General features: G+C 59.6%; 16 protein-coding genes and 8 pseudogenes. 12 read left to right on the top strand and 12 right to left on the bottom strand.

The features are described from left to right. Window positions 1-54: 54 nt before the first annotated feature. The gene (locus B0I00_RS17425) at window positions 55-813 is read right to left on the bottom strand and encodes a DUF7146 domain-containing protein (RefSeq protein WP_456299531.1); all 759 of its coding nucleotides are present in this window, start codon (window positions 811-813) and stop codon (window positions 55-57) included. 659 nt (window positions 814-1,472) lie between these two features. On the opposite strand from B0I00_RS17425, the gene B0I00_RS15405 reads away from it, so the two are divergent. From B0I00_RS15405 to B0I00_RS15390, 4 genes are all read left to right on the top strand, one after another. Further along, window positions 1,473-2,633 (top strand): replication initiation protein, encoded by a 1,161-nt coding sequence (locus B0I00_RS15405; RefSeq protein WP_198519274.1) that lies wholly within the window; start codon window positions 1,473-1,475, stop codon window positions 2,631-2,633. Between the two features lie 166 nt (window positions 2,634-2,799). Next, complete coding sequence (locus B0I00_RS15400) at window positions 2,800-4,002, top strand: AAA family ATPase (protein WP_100868298.1); 1,203 nt, start codon at window positions 2,800-2,802, stop codon at window positions 4,000-4,002. 90 nt (window positions 4,003-4,092) lie between these two features. Beyond that, window positions 4,093-5,106, top strand: a complete 1,014-nt coding sequence (locus B0I00_RS15395; RefSeq protein WP_100868297.1) for a ParB/RepB/Spo0J family partition protein — start codon at window positions 4,093-4,095, stop codon at window positions 5,104-5,106. A 116-nt stretch (window positions 5,107-5,222) separates the two neighbouring features. Then, on the top strand, window positions 5,223-5,501 hold the full coding sequence (locus B0I00_RS15390; protein WP_100868296.1) for a WGR domain-containing protein: 279 nt from the start codon (window positions 5,223-5,225) through the stop codon (window positions 5,499-5,501). A gap of 6 nt (window positions 5,502-5,507) precedes the next feature. On the opposite strand, the gene B0I00_RS15385 is transcribed toward B0I00_RS15390, so the two are convergent. Next, the gene (locus B0I00_RS15385; RefSeq protein WP_232730302.1) at window positions 5,508-6,419 is read right to left on the bottom strand and encodes a MarR family transcriptional regulator; all 912 of its coding nucleotides are present in this window, start codon (window positions 6,417-6,419) and stop codon (window positions 5,508-5,510) included. A gap of 424 nt (window positions 6,420-6,843) precedes the next feature. Next, a pseudogene (locus B0I00_RS15380) lies at window positions 6,844-7,182 on the bottom strand (integrase core domain-containing protein); the annotation flags it as partial. Between the two features lie 153 nt (window positions 7,183-7,335). On the opposite strand from B0I00_RS15380, the pseudogene B0I00_RS15375 reads away from it, so the two are divergent. After that, window positions 7,336-8,617: pseudogene (locus tag B0I00_RS15375) on the top strand (IS110 family RNA-guided transposase). A 224-nt stretch (window positions 8,618-8,841) separates the two neighbouring features. On the opposite strand, the pseudogene B0I00_RS15370 reads toward B0I00_RS15375, so the two are convergent. Beyond that, window positions 8,842-9,671, bottom strand: a pseudogene (locus B0I00_RS15370) (IS3 family transposase); the annotation flags it as partial. 14 nt (window positions 9,672-9,685) lie between these two features. On the opposite strand from B0I00_RS15370, the gene B0I00_RS17100 reads away from it, so the two are divergent. Next, window positions 9,686-10,132, top strand: a complete 447-nt coding sequence (locus tag B0I00_RS17100) for a hypothetical protein (RefSeq protein ID WP_157812596.1) — start codon at window positions 9,686-9,688, stop codon at window positions 10,130-10,132. A 146-nt stretch (window positions 10,133-10,278) separates the two neighbouring features. Here B0I00_RS17100 and B0I00_RS17380 read toward each other — a convergent pair whose 3' ends face one another. Next, window positions 10,279-10,440 carry a transposase domain-containing protein gene (locus B0I00_RS17380; RefSeq protein WP_198519273.1) on the bottom strand — a complete coding sequence of 54 codons (162 nt, stop codon included), beginning with the start codon at window positions 10,438-10,440 and terminating at the stop codon, window positions 10,279-10,281. Window positions 10,441-10,485: 45 nt separating this feature from the next. Here B0I00_RS17380 and B0I00_RS15360 point away from each other — a divergent pair. Further along, window positions 10,486-10,707, top strand: a pseudogene (locus tag B0I00_RS15360) (transposase domain-containing protein); the annotation flags it as partial. Window positions 10,708-10,718: 11 nt separating this feature from the next. Here B0I00_RS15360 and tnpC read toward each other — a convergent pair. The 3 genes and pseudogenes from tnpC to tnpA all read right to left on the bottom strand — a co-directional run. Further along, a pseudogene (gene tnpC / locus B0I00_RS15355) lies at window positions 10,719-11,828 on the bottom strand (IS66 family transposase); the annotation flags it as partial. 31 nt (window positions 11,829-11,859) lie between these two features. After that, a complete protein-coding gene (gene tnpB, locus B0I00_RS15350) occupies window positions 11,860-12,216 on the bottom strand; it encodes an IS66 family insertion sequence element accessory protein TnpB (protein WP_100868292.1) in 357 nt (118 codons plus the stop codon). Continuing rightward, on the bottom strand, window positions 12,213-12,644 hold the full coding sequence (tnpA, locus tag B0I00_RS15345) for an IS66-like element accessory protein TnpA (RefSeq protein WP_232730301.1): 432 nt from the start codon (window positions 12,642-12,644) through the stop codon (window positions 12,213-12,215). The genes tnpB and tnpA overlap by 4 nt, the downstream gene beginning before the upstream one ends. Before the next feature lie 111 nt (window positions 12,645-12,755). Between tnpA and B0I00_RS15340 the strand changes: the two are divergent. After that, a pseudogene (locus B0I00_RS15340) lies at window positions 12,756-13,774 on the top strand (IS3 family transposase); the annotation flags it as partial. A 95-nt stretch (window positions 13,775-13,869) separates the two neighbouring features. Here B0I00_RS15340 and B0I00_RS15335 read toward each other — a convergent pair. After that, window positions 13,870-14,316 (bottom strand): MarR family winged helix-turn-helix transcriptional regulator, encoded by a 447-nt coding sequence (locus B0I00_RS15335; protein ID WP_100868290.1) that lies wholly within the window; start codon window positions 14,314-14,316, stop codon window positions 13,870-13,872. 232 nt (window positions 14,317-14,548) lie between these two features. Between B0I00_RS15335 and B0I00_RS15330 the strand changes: the two genes are divergently transcribed. The 4 genes and pseudogenes from B0I00_RS15330 (at window position 14,549) to B0I00_RS15315 (ending at window position 19,858) form a co-directional block, all read left to right on the top strand. Continuing rightward, on the top strand, window positions 14,549-17,482 hold the full coding sequence (locus B0I00_RS15330; protein ID WP_100868289.1) for a TonB-dependent receptor: 2,934 nt from the start codon (window positions 14,549-14,551) through the stop codon (window positions 17,480-17,482). Window positions 17,483-17,841: 359 nt separating this feature from the next. Then, window positions 17,842-18,492: pseudogene (locus B0I00_RS15325) on the top strand (transposase); the annotation flags it as partial. 263 nt (window positions 18,493-18,755) lie between these two features. After that, entirely contained in the window at window positions 18,756-19,064 is a 309-nt protein-coding gene (locus tag B0I00_RS15320) for a hotdog fold thioesterase (protein ID WP_198519272.1), read from the top strand. 20 nt (window positions 19,065-19,084) lie between these two features. Continuing rightward, window positions 19,085-19,858: an NUDIX hydrolase gene (locus B0I00_RS15315; RefSeq protein ID WP_100868288.1), complete on the top strand. Its 774-nt coding sequence runs from the start codon at window positions 19,085-19,087 to the stop codon at window positions 19,856-19,858. A 46-nt stretch (window positions 19,859-19,904) separates the two neighbouring features. Here B0I00_RS15315 and B0I00_RS15310 read toward each other — a convergent pair. The 3 genes and pseudogenes from B0I00_RS15310 to B0I00_RS15300 all read right to left on the bottom strand — a co-directional run. Continuing rightward, window positions 19,905-20,417, bottom strand: a pseudogene (locus tag B0I00_RS15310) (IS5 family transposase); the annotation flags it as partial. 335 nt (window positions 20,418-20,752) lie between these two features. Next, window positions 20,753-21,772: an IS110 family RNA-guided transposase gene (locus tag B0I00_RS15305; RefSeq protein WP_100868287.1), complete on the bottom strand. Its 1,020-nt coding sequence runs from the start codon at window positions 21,770-21,772 to the stop codon at window positions 20,753-20,755. A gap of 81 nt (window positions 21,773-21,853) precedes the next feature. Then, window positions 21,854-21,991: a hypothetical protein gene (locus B0I00_RS15300; protein WP_198519271.1), complete on the bottom strand. Its 138-nt coding sequence runs from the start codon at window positions 21,989-21,991 to the stop codon at window positions 21,854-21,856. Window positions 21,992-22,075: the final 84 nt, after the last annotated feature.

Genomic DNA, 22,075 nt, shown 5'->3' with positions numbered 1-22,075 from the left:
GAATTGTAAGGTCTGCTGCCGACCGGCGGCACATCCCCCGCAGCCCCCCTCCCCTCATCGCTTCAGGAGCTGCGCCCAGTCATTCATGCGTCCCGGTGGCCACTCGGTGTCGATCGCCAGGCCCGGGCGGGCCAATGCTTCGCGCGCACGGGCTTCGGCGCGGCGTCCTTCGGGATCGTTGTCGGCAAGCAGGATCACCCGCTCGACGCTGGCCGGGATCTCGACCTGGTGGAAGCGCTTCGCGCCCATGGTGGCCCATGTCTGGATACCGGTGAGCGAAGTGTATGCCGCGGCAGTTTCGAACCCTTCGCAGACGCCGATCGTCTTACCCGGCGACCCGTTGGTCCAGGCAGCGCCAATGGCCTGCCCGAGCACCAGCTTATCGGTGTAGTGGGCAGTCGCTGGATCGAGGAAAATCCGCTGGATTGCGACGATCTCGCCAGCCTTGCGCATCGCGACGAGCAAGGCCGGCTCAAACTGAACGAGCCTCCCCTGCCCTCTTGGACAGCCGGGATGATAGCGCAGGTCTTCAAGTGGTGACCAGATGTTGCGGACTTCGCGGACGTATCTCTCAGCCAGGGTGCCCTCGATCTGACGACCGGCGTGCCAGATGGCGAGGAAGGCTGTGGGCCGCTGAGCTTGTCGGCCATCAAGCTCAGCGGGGCCAATGCTTGGCAGGTTCGAAATCCTGCGCAGTGCACGGAGAACATCGGTAGCATCACAACCGGCATGGCAGGTCACGAGGATGCCGCGATCGCCTTGCCTGATCGCCAGTGACGGCGTTCGGTCTGCATGGGACGGGCAACGGCACATCGCGGTGTTGCCTGACCATTTGCCCCCAAGGCGTGCGACGAGGGCGCGGAGATCTGATGTAGGGTGATTGCTGACGAGGGGCATGACTGCCCAGCTCAGCCCTACTCCCCTCCCCCGTAGCGTGACTTGTGCGCCCTGCTTACCGAATGGGCAGCCCATGTGCCGCACACGAATCGGTATCTGTTTCTCAAAAAATCAATTTACAGACGCCGCTGCTTGCAGCGGAAGCATTCATGATTCTAGAGATTCAGATTCAGCAGGCTAAAAGTGACGTAAATCCATACGTTTACAGCCACAAAGCTGACCGGATGGGGGAGTTTCCCTGACCTCATGGGGGCTACAGCCTGACCCAACGGGGGCACTTACCTGACCCATTGGGGTCTTCCTGACTCCTTGGGGGTCTCATCCGATCGAGCGTCCCCTGCCCTCCCGTAGCTAACTTCTGAAACGCGAACCGGTCGAAATCAAGGGCAGTTTCCTATTTTCACCCAGGGTCCACCGACTCGCCTGTTTTCGCGGCTTCCCGTTGCAACGGGCGGCAATTCTATCCTGACCGCTTGGGGGGTGCGGCCACGTCACTATCCTGACCTGACTTGACGAAAGAGGTCAGGTCAGGCAGCAATCCAGTCCCGAGAATCACGTTCTGATCGAAATATGGCATGGAAAGTGAAGCTGGCCAAATAGCCGAAGCTGTTGAAGAGGACCTGGAGGAAGTAACTCCCGGCCGTGCCATGCGCGTTGCTGCTGCTCTGAAGGCGAAGGGCGGAGACGAATTCGCCAAGCCTGGCAGCATCATCGAAATTAAGTTCGTCAAAGGTGAATCGCTCAGTCTCACGGCGTCTCGGCTGCTGGCTTTGATGATCCTAACTGCTGGAGGAGATGCTTGGGAGGATCGGCCACACCGGATCCGCAAAGCAGACATCCGCCGCGGCCATAAGGGCAATGAGCGGATCACCGACATGCTTCAGGAGTTGCACCGAACGCTCTTTGCCGTTGATGACAAATCCTGGCGTGGGAAGAAGGCAACGCTGCTGTTTTCATTGATCTCCCGGTCGCGTGAGGAGACAGAGGAAGAGGGCGGCGAAGCAGGCTGGATCGAGTGGGAGTTCACGCCAGATGCGCGCAAACTGATTCAAGCCTCCGAAACCTATGCCGTTCTCAACCGTCAGGCTGTTCTGGGTTTCCGCTCGAATTACGCGCTCAAGTTGTATGAACTAGGGGCGCTTCGGTTGCATCGTCGTCAGGCCACATGGCGAGGTGATATGCAGGCGCTCCGAGCTGCCCTTGGTATCCCGCCCGATGTCTACACGGACTTTGCCCAGCTTCGCCGCAAAGTTCTTGAAAAGGCCAAGTCTGAGATCGATCAGTTGGCTCACTTCCGTGTCGAGTGGCGTGAGATCCGGCAGGGCAGAACCGTTACTGAGCTTGAGTTCCGGTTTGAGCCAAAGGGTGCGCCCGAGGTAATCGAGACAGTCGACGAACTGGATAGGCATTCAGCTGGCCGCCAAGCGCGCCGGGAAGGGACGGTTGAAAACGTTTCCGTGGGGCAGGGGGCTATACCGGCACCGCGTAAGGCAGTCGCTGGCCGCAAGCCGACAGAAGCCGGCTTTCCGCGAGGGTCGCTGCGCTATGGCGATGACGAGGCCGAGTTTCGTTCGATCGGCCGACAGTATGGCGGCGGTTGGGATGTGGATATGATCGCCGATGGTTTTCGCGGGCACATGGGCGAGCGATTGGAAAAGCTCCGTGGTGCTAAGTTGATCGCAGCGTGGAAGGGGTTTTGCGAGGGCTGGGTCAATCGTCGCGGCCGGCCTCAATGAGTGGACATTGCACGCGTGCAATTTCAGCATCCCCCACCGAGTCAGGTTGGGCCGAGCTAGGGGTATTTAGACCCCGTTTTGATGCTTCAACTTTCGAAATTTGCGAATTTCTTGACCCAAAAGCGCAAGTGAGTGTAGCACACGCTCAGTTGCGAAAGGTGGGTATGTGTCGAACGGACTTCAAATCGAGGAAGCGGAGCGCTTGGTGTCGGTGGCAACGCTGGCCAGTCGGACCTCGTCGGTGCTCGAGAAGCTGCGGGATTCCGCCAGAAGCGCCCGGTCGGATGACCGCCGTGAGCCCACTTTCACGATCGGTAAAGCTGCCGAACTCGTGGGTAGGACCCCAGCTGCGATACGCGATGCGGAGAAGGACGGTCGGCTTCCAGAGCCTGCCAGAACTGATAACAACAGGCGTGAGCGATACACGCTGGCGCAGCTCAACGATATGCGGGGCGTCTTCGGCACGAGGCCGTACCGAGCTGAGAGCGACCCGTGCTGCGTCGTAGCGGTCCAGAACTTCAAGGGCGGCGTTGGCAAGTCGACGGTGGCTGTCCATTTGGCGCAGTATCTTGCCATTCGAGGATACCGCGTGGCTTTGGTGGACTGCGATAGCCAGGCATCGGCAACAACGCTTTTTGGCTACGTCCCCGATCTCGATCTCAACGAGGATGACACACTCTACCCGTTCCTTCGCGAAGGCGAACGATCGTCCCTCGATTATGCACTCCGCAAGACCCATTTCGATGGTTTGGAATTGATCCCGGCAAACCTTCGCCTGTTCAACTCCGAGTACGAGCTCGCTGCCCGAATGGCCCAAGGCAATGCGTCACTTCTCGACCGATTGAAGGAGGGCATTGAGAGCATCTCGGATCGGTTTGACGTTATCGTGATGGATCCTCCACCGGCGCTCGGCGCGATCTCGCTCTCTGTGCTGCGCGCGGCGAATTCGCTGGTGGTGCCGGTGCCGCCAACCGTCATGGATTTTTCGTCGACTGCAGCGTTCCTGTCCATGTTGGATGAGACGATCGAGCAGCTTGCTGACCGCGGGCTTGCGCCGGAGCTCAATTTTCTTCGCTTCGTTGCGTCGAAGGTCGACGAAAATAAGTCGATGCAGAAGGAGCTGATACAGCTCATGCGGACGCTGTTCGGCCACACAATGGTCCGTACACCCCTGAAGGACTCCGCCGAGATCGATAATGCAACTGCGCGTTTGATGACGGTCTATGAGCTCGATGGCCCCGCCACCAGTTCAGCTGTGCGCAATCGGTGCCTGAACTATCTTGATGGCGTCAACGCTGAGATTGAGGTCGATATTCGTTCGATGTGGCCCAGTCATCACAAGCGGTTGCGCCAGGAGGCCTTGGCATGAAAACCGGAAATTGCACGCGTGCAATTCGGGGTGAGAGGCTCGCATTCTTGGAAAATTGCACGCGTGCAATTCGGCTGACGGGAGGGTCGCATGAGTAAGAAAAACAGCGGTTTTGCGGCCGATTTGGCGGCCGGAATTGACCTGACGGACGCAGGCACAGCGCCTCGTCGATCGAGCATTGCATCGAACGTTCTAACCGGTCGTTCAAACCGTCTTGCCGACCTGGCATCCGGGGCAATTGTCAATCGGACCCATGAGTTGGTGGATCCTGCCAGATGCCGGATGTGGGCAGGCCATAACCGCGATTATGCCTTGCTAAACGAAGAACGGTGTTCGGATCTCATTGAGAGCATCAAGGCGCAAGGGCGGCAGGAAATCCCCGCAATTGTGCGCCGCCTTTCCGGTGATGAGGATTTCGATTTTGAGGTAATCTGCGGCGCGCGGCGACATTGGTCGATTAGCTGGTTGCGGTCTCACAATTATCCAGACTTCAAGTTCTTGGTCGACGTCCGGGAGATCGGCGACGAAGAGGCATTCAGGCTCGCTGACATCGAAAACCGAGCCAGGGATGATCTTACGGATCTTGAGAGGGCCAGGGACTATCTGCGCGCACTGACAGCGTACTATGATGGCCGTCAGAGGACGATGGCCGAGCGGCTGAAAGTCTCTGAAAGCTGGCTCACGCGATATCTCGATCTCGCTCGTCTTCCCGACGAACTGACCCGGGCTTTTGGCGACCCGCAAGAACTCGGCATTCGAAACGCAATCGCTCTCAAGGCCCTTCTGAAACCAGACGAGCGCAAGGCACGCGCCTTCCAAGAGGCCGCACGCTTGGCCGACGAGCGTGAGGCAACCGGAAAGTCGATGCCCGTGATCGATGTGATCAAGGCACTCTCACTGGCTGCAGACCCCCCCAAGAAGTCAGGATCCCCCAAAAAGTCAGGAAAGGCCGAAACGGTCGCGAATGGGAGCGGTAAGCCGGTGCTTCGGATTGAAGGCGCGGATCGTAAGGGCATTCGCCTCACTCTCCTGAGCAAGGGCGGAGCGACGCGCCAAGAGGCGGAAGAAGCAGTTCGCGCGGTTTTGGACCAGTACTGGACCTGAAGACTCAGGCCTTCGCGCGGGAGGCCGGAACAAATCGCCTGCGTGAATCAGTCCGACTCCTGTGATTCAAAATTCCCGTTGGATCGCGTGAATCCGCCTGCGGCATTTATGCGCGCATGGACACCCCGACCCACGGAAGCTTCATTTGGCTCGAAGCCGTCTGCGCAGAGCGCAATGTCGCCCGGCGCTATACCGTCGCGCTTAGCCGCGACCTGTTCGGGGCCTCTATCGTCGAGTTCGCCTGGGGCCGGATCGGGACCCGGGGGCAGGGGAGGGTGGTCTCGTTTACCAGCGAAGACGAAGCTTCGCGCTTTGCCAGCCAATTGCTGCGCCGCAGGGCCAGCGCCCCCAAGCGCATTGGCGTGCCCTACCGCGAGGTCGCATTGACGCCGTAGGGCGCCTCAGGAGGCCCTGGGGGCCGTTTTGGGGGCCAGGGCGTGGTCACCAGGGCGCAGGACGGCCAAATCGGCCTTCTCGAGCGCTGTGGCGGCCTGCGAGGCGGTGCGACGGGTCACACCGAGCGCCCGGGCCAATTCGGCGCGGGTGAGGGGCCCCAGACCCGCAATCAGCTGCCACACCGCCGGGGCCTGCGACGAGGCATAGAGACGGGCCAGACGTTGATCGCCCAGCGCGAGAGCCGTGCGCACAGCGGCCAGGTCAGTGGCAACGTCGGCCGCAGCCGCGGTGATCGCTTGGCCTAGGAGGGCGGGGAAGGGGCTCTCAGGTTCGGCACGGAATAGGCTGCGCGGGGCGAGCCCAGCCAGGGCCAGCGGCGCGGCGCCGAGACTGAACACATGTGGGCGCATGGCCACAGCGAGCGAGGCCGCCCAGGCGCTTCCGCGTGCGGCGAAGCGCTGGAACACCTTGCCTTCGATCACGACCTCCTCGCTGCCGAGTTCACGAAACTCGATCTCATCTTCACGTAGCTGCTCGAGCCATTCACTCAGCGTTGCCACCGGGTCGCGCGCCGGTAGCAGCGCATCGAGCCGATCGAGCGCCCGATCGGCCGGTTCGAACACGCTGGCGAAGCTCTCGGTCGCGCCCTTGGCGGCGAGCGCGAGCCTGGCCGCGCGGGCAAGGGGAGGGGAGCCGCGCCGGGCGATCCATGACAGAAAATCGCGGCGTTCGGCCGTGTACCACGAGCGGGTCAGCTCGGCCGCCTCGATCCCGGGATTGTGCTCAGGACCTTGGTTTTCCTGAGGAAAGTCGCGGACATGGACGCGCCACAACCGCCGCAGCGAAGCCAGCGCCAACCCGTCGGCGACCTCCGAGCCCAGAAACGGCAGCGCCCCCTCGATCCGCGCGAGGGCCAATTGCCACGGGGGAGGGGAGAGCACCATCGCTGCCAATAATATAGAAATGGCCGAAAAAGTATACTCAGCTTTGACGGCCCTTTAGGGTACCTATCACGGTCCGATAACGGCCCTTCACGGACAGTAGGTTTTACGGTAGAAAGGAGGTTGTTCTGTCGGTGAAAGAATACGACCGGACTCTCCCACCTTTCCGCGATTCCGGGCTGCCGAATGATAGACTACGGCCGGATTCTGCAGGAATACCACCGGACTCCCTAAACCTGGAGCACTGCTGATCCGCGGATTTCTGCGGCGATTGCGCTCGATCATTGGGTCTTCGACAGCATGCGGGATCGGCCGCAATCCTGGGCCTGCGGCAAGCTCAGTTCACAGGCCGACGTCACGACCTCTTGACGGGCCCCCACTGAGTGGTCCGTGTGGATTGTTAGTGTAAAACTGCCTCCGGCGCCATGGCTGGCCGCAGGTGGAGCAAAGCGGAACCGGAGGGCAGCCATGGCGGCGTCGCCGTTTCCGGGGCCGGTGGACGATATCCCAACGAGCTATGCGGCCTAACGGTGTTGTAATGCCTTCGCCAGGCTTCGATCAGGATCCGGGCCTCAGCCAGAGTGTAGAAGATCTCCCCGTTCAGCAGTTCATCACGCATCGAGCCGTTGAAGGACTCGCAGTAGCCATTCTCCCACGGACTGCCGGGTGTGATGTAAAGCGTCTTCACGCCGATCTTCGCCAGCCATTCCTGAACGGCGTTGGCGATGAACTCGGGGCCGTAGCACATTGGGAAGCGGCCCCCTGAAGGGCCGCGATGCCTTGATGAAGACAAGGGCGCGTAGCGCCCGCAGGCTTCATCAAGGCGGCCATGATCGGCCAGCAGGTCTCTAAAGTGAAGTTGTCGACTCAACACTTTGGAGACTGACCGACCATGACCAAGCGTAGCTCTACTCCCGCCGACGCCGTGCTGGTAGCCATTGATATGTCCAAGCACCGTCAGGAGGTGCTGATCGAACGTCCGGAAAGCGGACGTCGACGTCGCATGACGGTGATGGCGACCAAGGCGGATTACGATCGCCTCGCCACCGATCTCGGAGATATCGGGCGTCCGATCATCGTCGGCTTCGAAGCCACTGGTAATTACCATCGTACCTTGGCGCACCGACTGCTGACTGCGGGTTTAGAGCTGCGCCTGATCTCATCGGTTGCCCTGGCTCGCACCCGCGAGGCGTTGCACAATGGCTGGGACAAGAATGACTCCAAGGACGCCCAGGTGATCCTGCACATGCTGCGCATCGGCGCCACCCAGCGCTACGTCGATCCGCTCGCCGCCGGCATCAACGATCTGCAGGAGATGTCGAAGACCCACGAAGCGATCTCGAAGGCCAAGACTCAGACCTGGCACAGGATATTGACGCACTACCTGCCGCTGTACTTTCCGGAGATCGAGCGCTTCGCTGGCAACAGCCGATCCGACTGGTTCCTGGCCTTGCTCGAGCGCTTCCCCACGCCAGCCAGCATGACGGTGATTGGCCAGGAGGCATTCACTCGCGAGGCATGGTCATTAGTGGGCCGCAAGGTCTCCAAAGCCAGGCTAATCAACGACATCTACGAGACGGCCTGCGCCTCGGTAGCGCTGCCAGTCGCCGAGGACTCCGTCGCGATCACCATGTTCCGTATGGTCATAGCTCAAGCACGCAGCCTGATCCGGCAACGCGACGAGATCGAGCGGACCGCCCATGACCTGCTGAGCGAGAACCGCGATTATCAACTCTTGCGCATGATACCCGGGATCGGGCCGATCAACGCGCTGACCATCCTCGCCGAGGCTGGCGATCTTCGCCGGTTCGCCCACCACCGCCAGTTCCTCAAGTTCTGCGGGCTTGATCTCGCGACCTGCCAGTCGGGCACCTTCCGCGGGCGAACCAAGCTCTCGAAGTATGGCAACGCCCGGCTGCGTCGTACCTTTTGGATGGCTGCACAGGTTGCTGCGCGCCAGCGCGACAACAGCTTCCGCGACAAGCTCGGTCGCTACATGGAAGGACATCCCAACGACCCTGATCGCCGCCGCAAAGCGATGACCGCTCTGACCGCCAAGATGGCGCGCGTTGCACACGCTGTCATCAAGACGGGAACCGAGTACCGCCCGTTCCTTGAGCGGGCGGACACCAGATGGAAGGACCCCTCTCTGCTGTGCCGTGAGGGCGCAATAGCGACCCTGTAGATAATGTTCGGGCCTTCCATCTGGCATCCGCATCTCATTTTAAGGACGGTGAGGACCACGACCGGCACGGCCGCTGGATCCTGTGTTTGCTATGGCCGAGAGCGCATTCCTTGACGATGGAAGCCATCTGGATCACAACACCATCTGCGCCGACAGCTATCGGCGCAACGAGACCTGCTGGCCTTTTCCCGCCGCTGCTTCCCAACCTAGGACGTTGTCTGACCGTATGTGCGCTGGCGGCCCACGGGTGACGAACAGCTCGGCCAGTGCCGCGAGCACATCCTCGCTGCGAAGTCGCCGCGCAACCGGCAGCGCAAGGCATTCCCTGCTGGCTTCATCGATGATCGACAAGATGCGGAACTTGCGACCGTCGTGTGTGCGCCCTTCGACGAAGTCGTAGGACCACACGTGCCCCGGATACTCGGGCCGCAGTCGGATGCATGATCCGTCGTTGAGCCAAAGCCTTCCTCGCTTCGGTTGCTTTTGCGGCACCTTGAGCCCCTCACGTCGCCAGATGCGTTCCACCCGCTTGCGGTTCACATGCCAGCCGGCATCGCGCAGCATGGCCGTTACCCGGCGATAGCCGTAGCGACCGTATTGCCTGGCAAGCGCGATGATGTCCTCGGTCAGTGCAGCCTCGTCATCTGCCCCTCGCGGCGTCTTGCGCTGTGTCGATCGATGCTGTCCGAGCACGCGGCAGACCCGCCGCTCGGACACCGGCATCATGCCCCGGATATGATCGATACAGCGCCGTCGGCGCGCGGGGCTCAGAAGTTTCCCCGCGCAGCCTCCTGCAGGATCAGCTTGTCCAGCGTCAGGTCCGATACCGCCCGACGCAGCCGGGCGTTCTCCTTCTCCAGCTCTTTCATCCGCCGGGCCTGATCCATCTTCAGGCCACCATACTCCTTGCGCCAGCGGTAGTAGCTCTGCTCGGTGACGCCGATCCGGCGACACGCATCGGCAACCGTTCCGCCCTGCGCCAGCACGATCTCCGCCTCACGCAGCTTGCCGATGATCTCCTCCGGCTTGTGCTTCCTCGCCATTCCATTCCTCCTTCGTGGCCAATTCTAAAATAGAAATTGGGCCACTCAGAAGGGGGCAGATCAATAAAGGTAATATTAAATCAAAAAATTATGAAAAATCTATTTCTTCTATCTATTTTTCAACGCCGGCTTCTTCTGAATTGCGGAAAACATTGCAGGATATGGCTATCGGAAATACTTCAATATGGCTCAATAAGTTGAGAGATGAAAAATTGCTTGAGGACTGGGTTGAGGTAGAATATATCGCCTGGCACTTTGCAAATGTAGAATATGGATTAATTTTTTATTGGTCGAGTGGGGGACTATCTGACTATTCTTATCTGAATGAATTTGTAAAAATATTTCTTGTAATTACAATCTCTATTAACAAGGGCTGGCAAAAAAGTGAAGCCATGTTGTTAATGAACGAGTTAAATGATTTCGGAGTTGAAAAGTTGTACATGATTCCGGGAATTTCATGATTTATTAGGGTCAAAACTCAACGAGCATATTGATTCCGGGCGATTTTCTTGATTCACGTGGTACGTGGATCAGGGAGTAAGCGGTAAAAATCCCCCACGAGACGTCGGAGCCGCAGTGGCGGGTTTTGTCGATTTAATTTCGGCGATTACGCAGCGGTGGCGATGTTGCTCATTTCGAACACGATTTGCCCGGCGTTTGTATCGACCCAGTTGTATGGAAGCAGGCCGTCGATCGGATCAGTGTCGGAGCGGGTGATGATCCGGGCGAGCACGTCGGAGAGGTAGGCGTAGGGCTCGACGTCCAGCATCTTGCAGGTTTCGACCAGCGAGGCGATCGCCGCCCAGTTTGCTGCGTGCCCCTTGGCCGGAAGGCCTGGCTGTTCTGCGGATCCGATCGCGGGGGCCAGCGCGCGGCCGTCCTCTACTCCCTGATCCAGACCGCCCGCCTCAACGACGTCGATCCGCAGGCCTGGCTGGCCGATATCCTCGCTCGTATCGCCGACCATCCCATCAATCGGCTCAACGAACTGATGCCATGGAACTGGCAGTCACGACGCACCGCTATCGCCGCCTGATCAAACTACCTTGCGGCCTTCACCGGATGGCTACTGGCGATCCTGCGTAGGACGTCGGTCGCGACCGGCGAGCTATCGGCCAGTTCGTAGAACTTGCGCCGAACATGCGACCAGCAGAAGGCGAGGCTGAACTGCTGACTACGCCTGGCGAGCGCGGCATAGCCGCTGTAGCCGTCGACCTGCAGGATGCCGGAATAGCTTCCCAGGCGCGCTTCGGCGCGCTCACTCTTGCGATCGGGAGCATAAACGTAGGCCACCAGCGGTGGATCATCGCCGCCCCATGGTCGATCGTCGCGGGCATAGGCCCAAAGCTGGCCGGTCTTGGTCCGACCCCGCCCGGGATCGAGCACCGGGGCGGTCGTCTCGTCAGCGAACAACCGCTGGGATCGTCGCAACTCTTCGAGGATGCGATCACGCAAAGGGCGCAGGTACCATGCCGCCCGGCCAACCCAATCGGCAAGGGTTGAGCGGTCGAGCTGGATATCCTGACGGGCGTAAATCTGAGCTTGGCGGTAAAGCGGAACATGGTCGGCGTACTTGGCGACCAGCACCTGCGCGATCAGCGCCTCGGTCGGAATGCCACCCTCGACGATCCTCGCGGGCACCGGTGCCTGGACGATCGCACTCTCGCAAGAGCGGCAGCCATAACGCGGGCGGCGCGTGACCAGCACGCGGAAGGTGGTGGGCACGACATCGAGGCGCTCGGCCACGTCCTCGCCGATCTGGTGGAGTGCGCCGCCACAGCAGGGGCAAGCCCGATCATCCACGTCGACAATCTGCTCGATCCGCTCAAGATGCGCCGGCAGAGCGCCGCGGTTGGCCTTGCGCGGGCGGTCACCTCCGGCCTTCGCCGTCACCGCCTCGCGTGCGGCGCGGGCTTGGCCCAGTGCCGTCTCGATATCCTCAAGGCCAAGCTGAAGCTGCTCGGACTTGCGCCCGAAACGGTGGCGCTTGAAGGCATCGATGATCGACTGCAGCCGCTCGATCTCTGCATCGGCCTCGTCCTTGGTGAGCGCAAGATCGGCCCTTGCCGCGCGTTCTGTTGCCAGTGTGCGGGACTGCTCAAGGACGAGCGCGCGGAGCGCTTCGACATCGTTGGGAAGGTCCGCTTCCATGAGCATGGTAGCAATGAATCAGCAGCGCGAGGCCCCGTCAACCGGCAATCTGCGGGGCGATCGGGCGGCGTCCGCGATGCACCCGGCGCCAGTCCAGACCTTCGAGCAATGCATCCAGTTGGGCTGCCGTCAGCCGCATCACACCATCCTGGATCGCCGGCCACTTGAACCCGCCGGACTCCAACTTCTTGGCCATCAGGCGCAGCCCGGTGCCGTCCCACCAGACGAGCTTGATCCGGTCGCTGCGCTTGGCCCGGAAGACATAGATCACGCCGGAATAAGGATCGCCGCCGTACTCGGCGCCGACCAGAGCGGCCAAGGCGTCAGGCCCCTTGCGGAAATCTACCGGGCGCGTTGCGACCATCACGCGCGCGCCAGCGCCGGGTCCGATCATCGTGTCGCCTTGAGCGCTTCGATCACCGCGACAATCACGCCCGCATCGGCGCCACGGCTGATCTTTACCGCCACGCCGTCAATCTCCAACTCGACCGCACTTGCCTTCGAACGCCGTCGCTTCTTCGAACGACGTACTGTCGGGACAAGCTCAGCAGCAGGAGCCACTTCGACTATGGCAGGCACAAATGACGGCGCTTCCGGCTCCGTCGTCGGCAGAACCACGCCCGCCGCCTCGAGTTGGTTCCGCAGCTCCCTCCGCCATGCGGAAACCTGCGAAGGATCGAGCCCATGCCGGCGAGCAACGGCACTGACACCTTCACGGCCCGAATAGCGCTCGGCGACAATCGACGCCTTCACCTCTGGCGGCCACTCGCGCCGCTTGCCCGCGCCCGTGAACATCTCGAACCGCTGCGCACCCTTGCTCACAGTATCATCACCCGAGATTATCATAGTAGCAGCGCACTCCCGCCCGATCAGGGCGCGAAGACTCGGCGCTGCGCTTCAGGCACGCAAGGTGGGGTCGTGGCCCCGCTTACGAAGTACGCAGGGTTGTTGCCAACGGAGATGCGGCGTCTGCGTGAGCTGGAAGAGGAGAACGGTCGCCTGAAGAGGATCGTCGCCGACCTGACGCTCGACCGCGAGATGCTACAGGATATCGTCCGCCGAAAGCTTTGAGGCCGGATCAGAAGCGCGAGCTGGTCGGCGGGATGCTGACGGACTGGGGCGTGTCGATCCGAAGGGCTTGCAAGGTCCTGCCGTTCGACACGTCGAGCTACCACTACCAGTCCCGCCGCACCGATCCGACCGTACTCAAAAAACGCATCAAGACCATCTGTGAGACGCATGTCCGCTACGGCGATCGTCGTGTTTATCACATTCTTCGCCGGGAAGGCTGGGTGGTGAACGCGGAGAAGGTCTACCGGCTTTACAGGGAGTCGGGCCTGCAGCTGCGCCACAAGACGCCCAAGCGGCGAGTCAAGGCGAAGCTGCGCGAGGATCGTGCACCGGCGGTCCGGCACAACGATGTGTGGGCAATGGACTTCGTCCATGATCAGCTCGCGACGGGTCGCAAGCTGCGCATCCTGACCGTGGTCGACACGTTCAGCCGGTTCTCGCCGGTGATCGATGCGCGGTTAAGCTACCGCGGGGAGGACGTGGTGGCGACGCTCGATCGGACATGCCGGATGGTTGGATATCCCCGGACCATCCGGGTCGACAATGGCAGCGAGGTCGTCTCTCGGGACATGGATCTACGGGCTTACCAGAGGGGCGTCACGCTCGACTGCTCACGGCCTGGCAAGCCGACCGACAACGCGTTCATCGAGGCGTTCAACAGCAAGCTGCGCAGCGAATGCGTGAACACCCACTGGTTCCTGTCGCTCGAAGATGCTTGCGAAAAGCTGGACCGCTGGCGTAGACACTACAACGAAGAGCGACCGCACAGCGCAATCGGGAATATCCCCCCGATCATGCTGGCAAACCCGACCGGTGACACCAGCCCACCGGTCCCGGGCAAGGCGGAAAACTCTAGACCGGTGCGGTCCAAGGTTGGGTAGCAGTGCAGGGGCACCATGCCCACCCCGGACTCTACTTATGAGTGGAGGAGAAAAGGGGAGCACGTCACCGCTTATCGTCACCTCCAGGTGAGACTCTACAGATTTGCAGACATCGCTGCCAATAGCCGCTTGCAAATGACAACCTCGTCGACCGATATTCCCTGGAGCAACCGTTTGTAGACCAAATCGGCCTCTACCCTAAGGGTAGGCAAGATACCGATGGCTTTGGGGCGCAGGTGCAACGTCCACACCCTGCGATTCCCTTCCACAGCGCGGCGCTCGACGAAATCCGCCTTTTCCAACTGGTCTATCACATGACCGACGCTCGCACGTTCCAGTTCGAGACATTTGGCTAGCTCGGTCTGGGTCAGGCCTGGTGTCCTGAAGATATAGGCAAGTGTACGCCATTGCGACCGGTTTAACCTGAGCCGGGCGTTCGAGGCGTCGAATACCCGGCGAAGTTTGCGAGGGACTTCCTCGACGAGGAAGACCAATTCGTCGAGTTCACTGACAAAGCCGAGAGGGGAAATCTGATCATGCATAGGGTCAGAGGTTTAGCTTGGGTTGCGTAGGTTGAACAGCAAAAGCTGAAACGGATGATACTTGACGATAAGAGATCATAAGATAAGGTGTGCGTGCATTGGTTGCGAATGGGGGTTCTTTTCCAAAGCGCAAAGACTTTAATACAGTGATATACCAATGCCTTATGCATCTCCGCCGGTTGAGGTGAGGGGATGTCAAAATCAAAAAGGCCTAGGAGAGGAGGGCGAGATCATGTGTCGCAAGATGACTTGGTTGATTTCGGTTTGCAGCGCGGCGATCGCGTTGCCAGCGCATGCGCAGGAGGTGCCTGATCCGGCTGATCCCAATGAAATTATCGTCACGGCCCAACGTACCAGCGAGCGACTTCAGGATGTTCCTGTGGCAGTCTCCGCGTTTTCGAACGATTCCCTTGAGCGGCAACAGATAGATAATCCGTTAGAACTGCAGCTTGCCTTGCCCAGCACCACGCTGACCTATGGCAATTTCTCTGGGACCAATATCACTATCCGTGGCATCGGTTCCCCGGTGGTGGCCGCATCTGGCGATGCCGGCGTCGCGATCCATTTCAATGACATGCCGCTGATCGCCAGTCGCATCTTTGATTCGGAATTCTACGATATTGAACGACTCGAGGTGCTGCGCGGACCGCAAGGCACCCTGTTCGGGCGAAACGCCACGGCCGGCGTGTTCAACATCATCACTGCGAAGCCGGATCTTTCCGGTTTCAAGGCGTCTGGTGAAGCCTCTTACGGCAACTACAATGCAATCCGGGCCAAGGGCATGGTCAATTTGCCGATCGGCGATATTGCTGGCGTGCGCCTGGCCGGCATGTATCTGAAGCGCGATGGTTACACGACAAATCTCAACACCGGCCACAAGATCGATGGTCGTGACTATTACTCGCTGCGCGGGTCTTTCAAGATCGAGCCCAGCGACAGCACGCGCTTCACCGTATCGGCGCAATACTTCAAGGAGGATAGCAACCGCTCGAGGGGGCAGAAGCAACTTTGCGCGACCGATCCAACCGCGATTCTCGGTTGTCGGCCGGATCAGGAGGCTTTCGGAGCGATCAATGGCGATGCGACTGCGGTGGGCACATTGGCGAGCCGCGAGTTCCTGACCATTGCAGGATTTGGCCCGCTTGCAGCTTTCGCACTTGGCAGTGTCTACGCGGACGATGGGAACGCTTATGATACCTCAATCAATCCTCCGGATGTCCGCAAGGTTGCCATCGACTATGAGCCGACCTGGAAATCCGAGCAATTTACCGCGCAGGCGGAACTGCAACAGAAGTTCGGCAGTTTCACGGCTACGATCAATGGCGGGTATTCGCGCAGTGACTATAGCTCTACGCTCGATTACAATCTGACCACAACCCGTAGCATCCTGAACAACCCGGGTCTGGTTGCCCTGCGCGCTGCTGGTGCAGGCGGCAATCCGATCGCCAACGCAATTCTCAACTCAGGTGTGTTTCGCGGTAACCAGATCTGCTCATCGCAATTCGATCCGCTACACGCCGGATACCTGGCAGGGCGAATTTCCCAGTGCGGCGACAATACCAATGAGAATGACTACTCAGGGGGCCACAACGAACAATGGTCGGTGGAAGCACGCATTGCGTCCGACTTCGACGGACCGTTCAACTTCCTGTTGGGCGGTCTTTATCTGAATGCCACGGGGCGAGACATTGACTATGCGGTGATGGCTTCGGGGTTCGACTACATGTCGGCGTTTCTCGGTACAGTAACGGCGTTTGGCGCGGGCTCACCCTCGTTGAATTTCGGTATGGGACCGCCGTTCTTTCACAGTGATACAGATCGCTCAGAACTAAAGACGTACGGCCTTTTTGGTGAAGCCTATTTCAAGTTTTCCGACAACCTCAAGCTTACGGGCGGCCTGCGCTATTCGAACGATAAGAAGTATATCAGGGCCCGGCAGCCATTCCTGAATGTCATGACTCCATTTGGAACAAGCGATGTTAATGCACTTCTTTTGAATTTCGATGGCGACAGTTCAAGGCCTGGTCAGCAGACATTTGCTGAGCAAAGTGGGACGTTTGACGCGGTCACAGGTCGCGTCGTTCTCGACTGGAAACCTGATCTTAGCTTCACGCGAGATACGTTGGTCTATGCCAGCTACACTCGTGGCAACAAGCCGGGTGGCTTCAATCCACCTTATGATCCCAACCTGTTCCCTCCGATTCCATTGACCTTCAAGGGCGAAACAATCGATGCCTTCGAAATTGGCACGAAGAACACATTTCTGGGCGGCGAGCTTCAGCTAAACGCGACGGCATTTTACTATAAATACAAGGATTTTCAGGTTAGCCGGATCATCAATCGTACATCATTTAACGACAATACGGACGCAAAGATCTACGGGGTGGAAATGGAGGCGATCGTCAGGCCTGCCCGAAACTTCACAGTCAACGCGAGCATGTCCTATCTCAACACCGAGATATCCGATTTCAGGACTGTTGACACCCGCAATCCCTCGAACGGTCGGTCTGACGTCGTGATCATCAAGGACTTGCAGAGCGCTGCAAACTGCGTGGTCGCACCTAGCGTGGAAGGTAGCGTGCCGATTGCCAACACGCTTGCACTGGTTAACGGATTCAATGCTGCTGCGGGCGGAGGCTTGATCCGCCCAGCGGTCCAGGTTCCAGGGACGAACTCCTATGGCGCCTTCTCACTATGCGGCGCACTGGGGTCGTTCATTCGCGCTAACACACCCACTGGCACGTACCTCTTCGATGTCGGCGCTGGCGGCGGCTTCTTCCTCCCTGGCGGCGTGGAGCGGAACCTTAAGGGCAATGAACTTGCAAACTCACCAAATTGGAAATTCTCCGTCGGCGCACAGTATGACGCCGAGCTTGCGGGGGGATGGACCATTTCACCCCGGGTAGACGTGCACTTCACAGGAGAATCCTGGGGCAGCAATTTCAACACGATCCGTGACAAGATTCCTGCTTACGAAATCGTTAATGCTCAGGTGACGCTGACCGCTCCGGAAGATCGCTTTTTCGCGCGGGCATTCGTGTCAAACGTGTTCAATTCGCAGGCGATTACCGGCAAGTATATCACTGATCCTTCATCGGGCCTGTTTACCAATATCTATACGCTCGATCCACGAACTTACGGAATTTCCGCTGGGTTTAAGTTCTGATTCAAAACGTCGGGCAATGTAGACGCATTTTGGCATTAATATATTTGAATAATATTCAATACGTATTGATGATGATAGCGAATCTGCGTCTCATATAGATGCCAGAAGTGCTTCGTATTTCTGAAACATAGCAGAACGACCAAATTTAGTTCTTTATTTTATGTTTGTTTTGAGGTAAGGAAAAGCGGGCCTCATCAGCCCACTCTCAAAACTTGGGTCGTGCGCGAGCACGACCCTTTTTTGTGCGGAGAATTTTCCTTAGGTCAGTTGAACGAGAATAAAATTCGATACCTCGAAAGACTCATGGTGTTTGATGAGGCCGTGTGATTCACTGCCTTTGCGTTGCAGCAGAGGCGATGATGGCAATGCAGCCGGGTTTCTTTGATCTTTCGGACCGGTACGAGGTGCTGAGCGCGGGGGGTGATCCGCTCGAGCGGCTGACCGCAGTTGTGAAATTCGAGGTTTTCCGCGGTCCGTTGGTGGCAGCGCTGCGACGCAGCTTTCGTGGCAAGGGCGGCCCCCCGCTGTTCGGCCCGGTTCTTATGTTCAAGATCTTGGTGCTGCAGGCGCTGTATTCGCTCTCGGACGAGGCCACCGAGTTCCAGATCAAGGATCGCCTGTCGTTCCAGCGGTTCCTGGGCCTCGGGCTCGATGGCACGGTGCCCGACGCGACGACGGTCTGGCTCTTCCGCGAGAGGCTGGTCAAGGCGAAGGCGATCCACCGGCTGTTCGCCTGCTTTGATGCCGCGCTGGCCGACCGGGGCTATCTCGCCATGGGCGGGCAGATCATCGACGCCACGGTCGTTCCGGCACCCAAGCAGAGGAACACCGAAGCCGAAAAGGCGGCGATCAACGAAGGCCGAGTGCCCGAGACGTCACAGGCGAAGCCCGCACGGCTGCGCCAGAAAGATCGCGATGCGCGCTGGAGCGTCAAGTATACCAAGGCGTTCAAGCCGGTCGGCCTCGCCATCCCGATGTTCGGCTACAAGAACCACATCGGCATCGACCGGGCCCGCATCAAAATCGGTATGGCCAACCTCGCATATAAATTCCAGCGACTCGCTAGGCTAAAAGGACCTACTGCGCCTGCATGACGCCGAAAACAGCCAAGAGCGCCGGATCCACCCGCAAAATCACACAATCATCACCGGCAGAGTGCGACTTCCGCACCCGCAAAGCCGTGCCGTCGCCTCGTCAGCCCGCAAACAGCCGGTACTGCGAGGTGTCCAACTCCCGCGCCATGTTGCTCATTGCGTCGTTTCATTAACGGCTGGTGCTGGATTTTACCGGACTCACCGACGAGACACTGATCCTCGAAATCCCGCGGCGAGAGGAGATCGCCTCGAAACCGATGATCGGATCGACTCATGGCAGCATCCTTTCCGCGCTGATCGACCTGACCGGCCTCTACACGATCAACGCGCTGCGCGGTTCGGCGAGCGCGAGCGCCGATATATTGGTCGATTTCCATCTTCCGGCACTTCGGGGCCGCTGTACGAAATTGGTCGAGGTGTCTAAGTCGGCAAGGATCTTAAGCTGGCGTTCGCATGGCGCAAAGGGCATGATTGAACTTATTGGCTAGATAGCAAAAGGAAAGACAAGATGCACCATGACAAAGGAGCACCTGAGCCCAAACCGGCAGCAACGATCATGTTGCTGCGCGATGATCCGGAATTCCAGGTGCTGATGGTCAAGCGGCACCAGCAAATCGATTTTGCCTCCGGTGCGCTCGTTTTTCCCGGCGGAAAGTTACATCGAGGCGATTCGGACCCGGCCTGGGTGGAGCATTGCGCTGGATGGGATCAGTTCGACGTTGTTCAGCGTACACTTCGCGTCGCTGCAATCCGTGAAGTCTACGAGGAGGCCGGCATCCTGCTGGCGCACTATCCGAGCGGCGAACTGTTCGAGGCAGCTTCTGATCCAGATGTACGTGTCGCGGTGGATCGCGGTGACCTAGCATTCATCGACGTGGTGCGCGAACTGGGCGTACAATTGCGGCTCGATGCGCTGATTATCTTTGCACGCTGGATAACGCCGCCGATCATGCCAAAGCGGTTCGATACCTACTTCTACGCCGTCCGCGCCCCGGCCAACCAGATCGCGGCTTGCGATGGACACGAGACCGTCGATGCCGAATGGATTTCTCCAAGCGATGTCTTGCGTCTGGCTGAAAGCGGACGGCGAACGGTCATTTTCCCGACCCGGATGAACCTGCAACTGCTGGCCGAAGCCAACAACGCAGCGGACTGCATCAGACGCGCGGAAGAGCGAATCCTTGTTACCGTCCTTCCCAAGGTGGAAGAACGCGATGGTAAACGTGTCCTTGTTATTCCAGACAATGCCGGTTATGGTCCTGTAGTTGAGGTTGTCGGATAGCGATCATTTATAACCGCTGAAAAGCTAGGCTGTAGTGACATTTTAATCACTTGAGCCATAGCATGATGCTGGCGAGCTTGATGAACCGAGGAAGTTGGCGGCGAGTTTGTCGTAGCGTGTGGCGATGCGGCGCCATTGCTTGAGCTTGGCGAAGAAGCCCTCGATACCCCAGCGCTGCTTGTAAGCGATGGTGTCGTAGGGTCGCGCGACCTTGCGGTGGCGGCGCGGCGGGATGACCGGTTCGCCGCCCTGCGCGCGGATAAGGTTGCACAAGGCATCGGCGTCGTAGGCCCGGTCGGCCAGGACTTGTCCGGCGCGCAATCCTTCGATCAGGCCGCAGGCGGGGGCCATGTCGGCTGGCCGGGGCCGAGTTCGAAGCGCACCGGCAGGCCGAGCGCATCGACTACGGCATGGATCTTGGTTCCGAACCCGCCACGGGAGCGGCTGAGAGCCTGGGCTTGAACGCCCCCCTTTTTACCCTGGCCCCTGCTGCCTGGGCCTGGGCGCGGATCACGGTGGCGTCGATCGCCAGCCATTCGATGTCAGGATCGTCGGACACTGTGACGTGATGGCGTGGACGGCCCCTGCACCAGCGTAGCTGTGTCATGATGCGGCCGTTGTAGGTCCATGTGTGGACGACCCCTGCGACGCAAGAGCTTTTGTTTAGCGATGAGCACTGGTCGGGTGCATCCATGTGTTCGGCCTGTTCGCGCAGCACCGTATGGCTGCTGGCCCTGATGAAGTCCGCAGGCCGGCTCCCTAATCACGTCATCGCGCTCGAAGCGCTGTGACCCCCTGGGTTTCGCCGACCCCCGGTCTGACCGGTTCGTCATCACTACTCAGCTACTCCTGCGCCATCCTCCCACCTGCGTTACCCGGCGGCGCGGACGACGGTTACGCGACCTGCGCCGCGTAGACTTCTTTGCGCGACATCACCGCCCAAGCGATGCGCGCTGTTTTGTTGGCGAGCGCGACTGTCGCGATCTTCGCAGGCTTGCGCTCCAAGAGATTCGCCATCCACGGCTGCCGATCGGCATTTTTGCGCGTCATACGCATCACCGCGGTCGCGCCGACCACAAGCAGCCGTCGAAGGTAGCCATCGCCCTGCTTGGTGATGCCGCCCAGCCGCTCCTTGCCACCGGAGCTGTTCGCTCGAGGGGTAAGCCCGAGCCAAGCTGCGAACTGCCGACCGGATCGGAATAGAGACGCATCGGGCACCGCTGCGGATATGGCCGACGCAGTGATGGGGCCGATGCCCGGGATCGTGGCAAGCCGGCGGCTCGTCTCGTCGGCTCGGTGCCATGCGAGTATCTGACCCTCTAACCGGTCGATCTCGCTGGCAAGCGCCCTCAGTTGGGCGGCAAGGCCGTGCAGCGCGGACCGTGCATGAACGGGCAGCTCTTCCTGTCGCTCATGCAGCGCCTTGAGCATCGCGGTTACGCCGCCGGTGCCGACGCCGGTTACGATACCGTACTCAGTCAGATGCCCGCGCAAGGCATTGATGAGCATGGTCCGCTGGCGCACCATCAGGTCGCGGCTCTTGTGGAGCATCAACACTGCCTGCTGTTCGACGGTCTTCACCGCGACGAACCGCATTGTCGGACGCGTCACCGCCTCGCAGATCGCCTCTGCGTCTGCTGCGTCGGTCTTCCCGCGCTTCACATAGGGCTTCACGTAGGCAGGTGGCATCAGCCGAACCTCATGCCCCAACGCGATCAGCTCCCGAGCCCAATAATGCGCCGATGCGCATGCCTCCATGCCGACGAGGCTGGCGGGAAGATCGCTGAAGAAGCCGACTACCTCTGCGCGTCGAAGCTTGCGGCGGACCAGAACGGTGCCATCATCCCCAATCGCGTGAACTTGGAAAACGTTCTTCGCCAGATCCAATCCGACGGTAACAACCTCCTGCTTCATTTGCCGACTCCTAGACGTGGACCTACAACGGCCGCATCATGACACAGCTACGCTGGTGCAGGGGCCGTCCACGCCATCACGTCACAACCAGCCGATCAGCGCCTTGTGCCCTTTGGCGGTATTGGCGAGCTGCCGCTCGGCACCAATCGGATGAACATGGCAGTCGAGGCTCGCTTTGGAGATGTCGATGCCGATGGTCTGTGGTAGATTGTCGCTCATCTTTTCCGCTGTCCCATGCTTGTCGTCCGGGTCCAAAACCCCGGTATCCGTTCGGGCCTGATGGAAAAGAAAGGGGGCGATCTT

Origin of the sequence: Novosphingobium kunmingense, assembly GCF_002813245.1 — a bacterium.
Lineage (GTDB): Bacteria > Pseudomonadota > Alphaproteobacteria > Sphingomonadales > Sphingomonadaceae > Novosphingobium > Novosphingobium kunmingense.
This window is presented reverse-complemented; position numbering and strand designations above follow the sequence as displayed.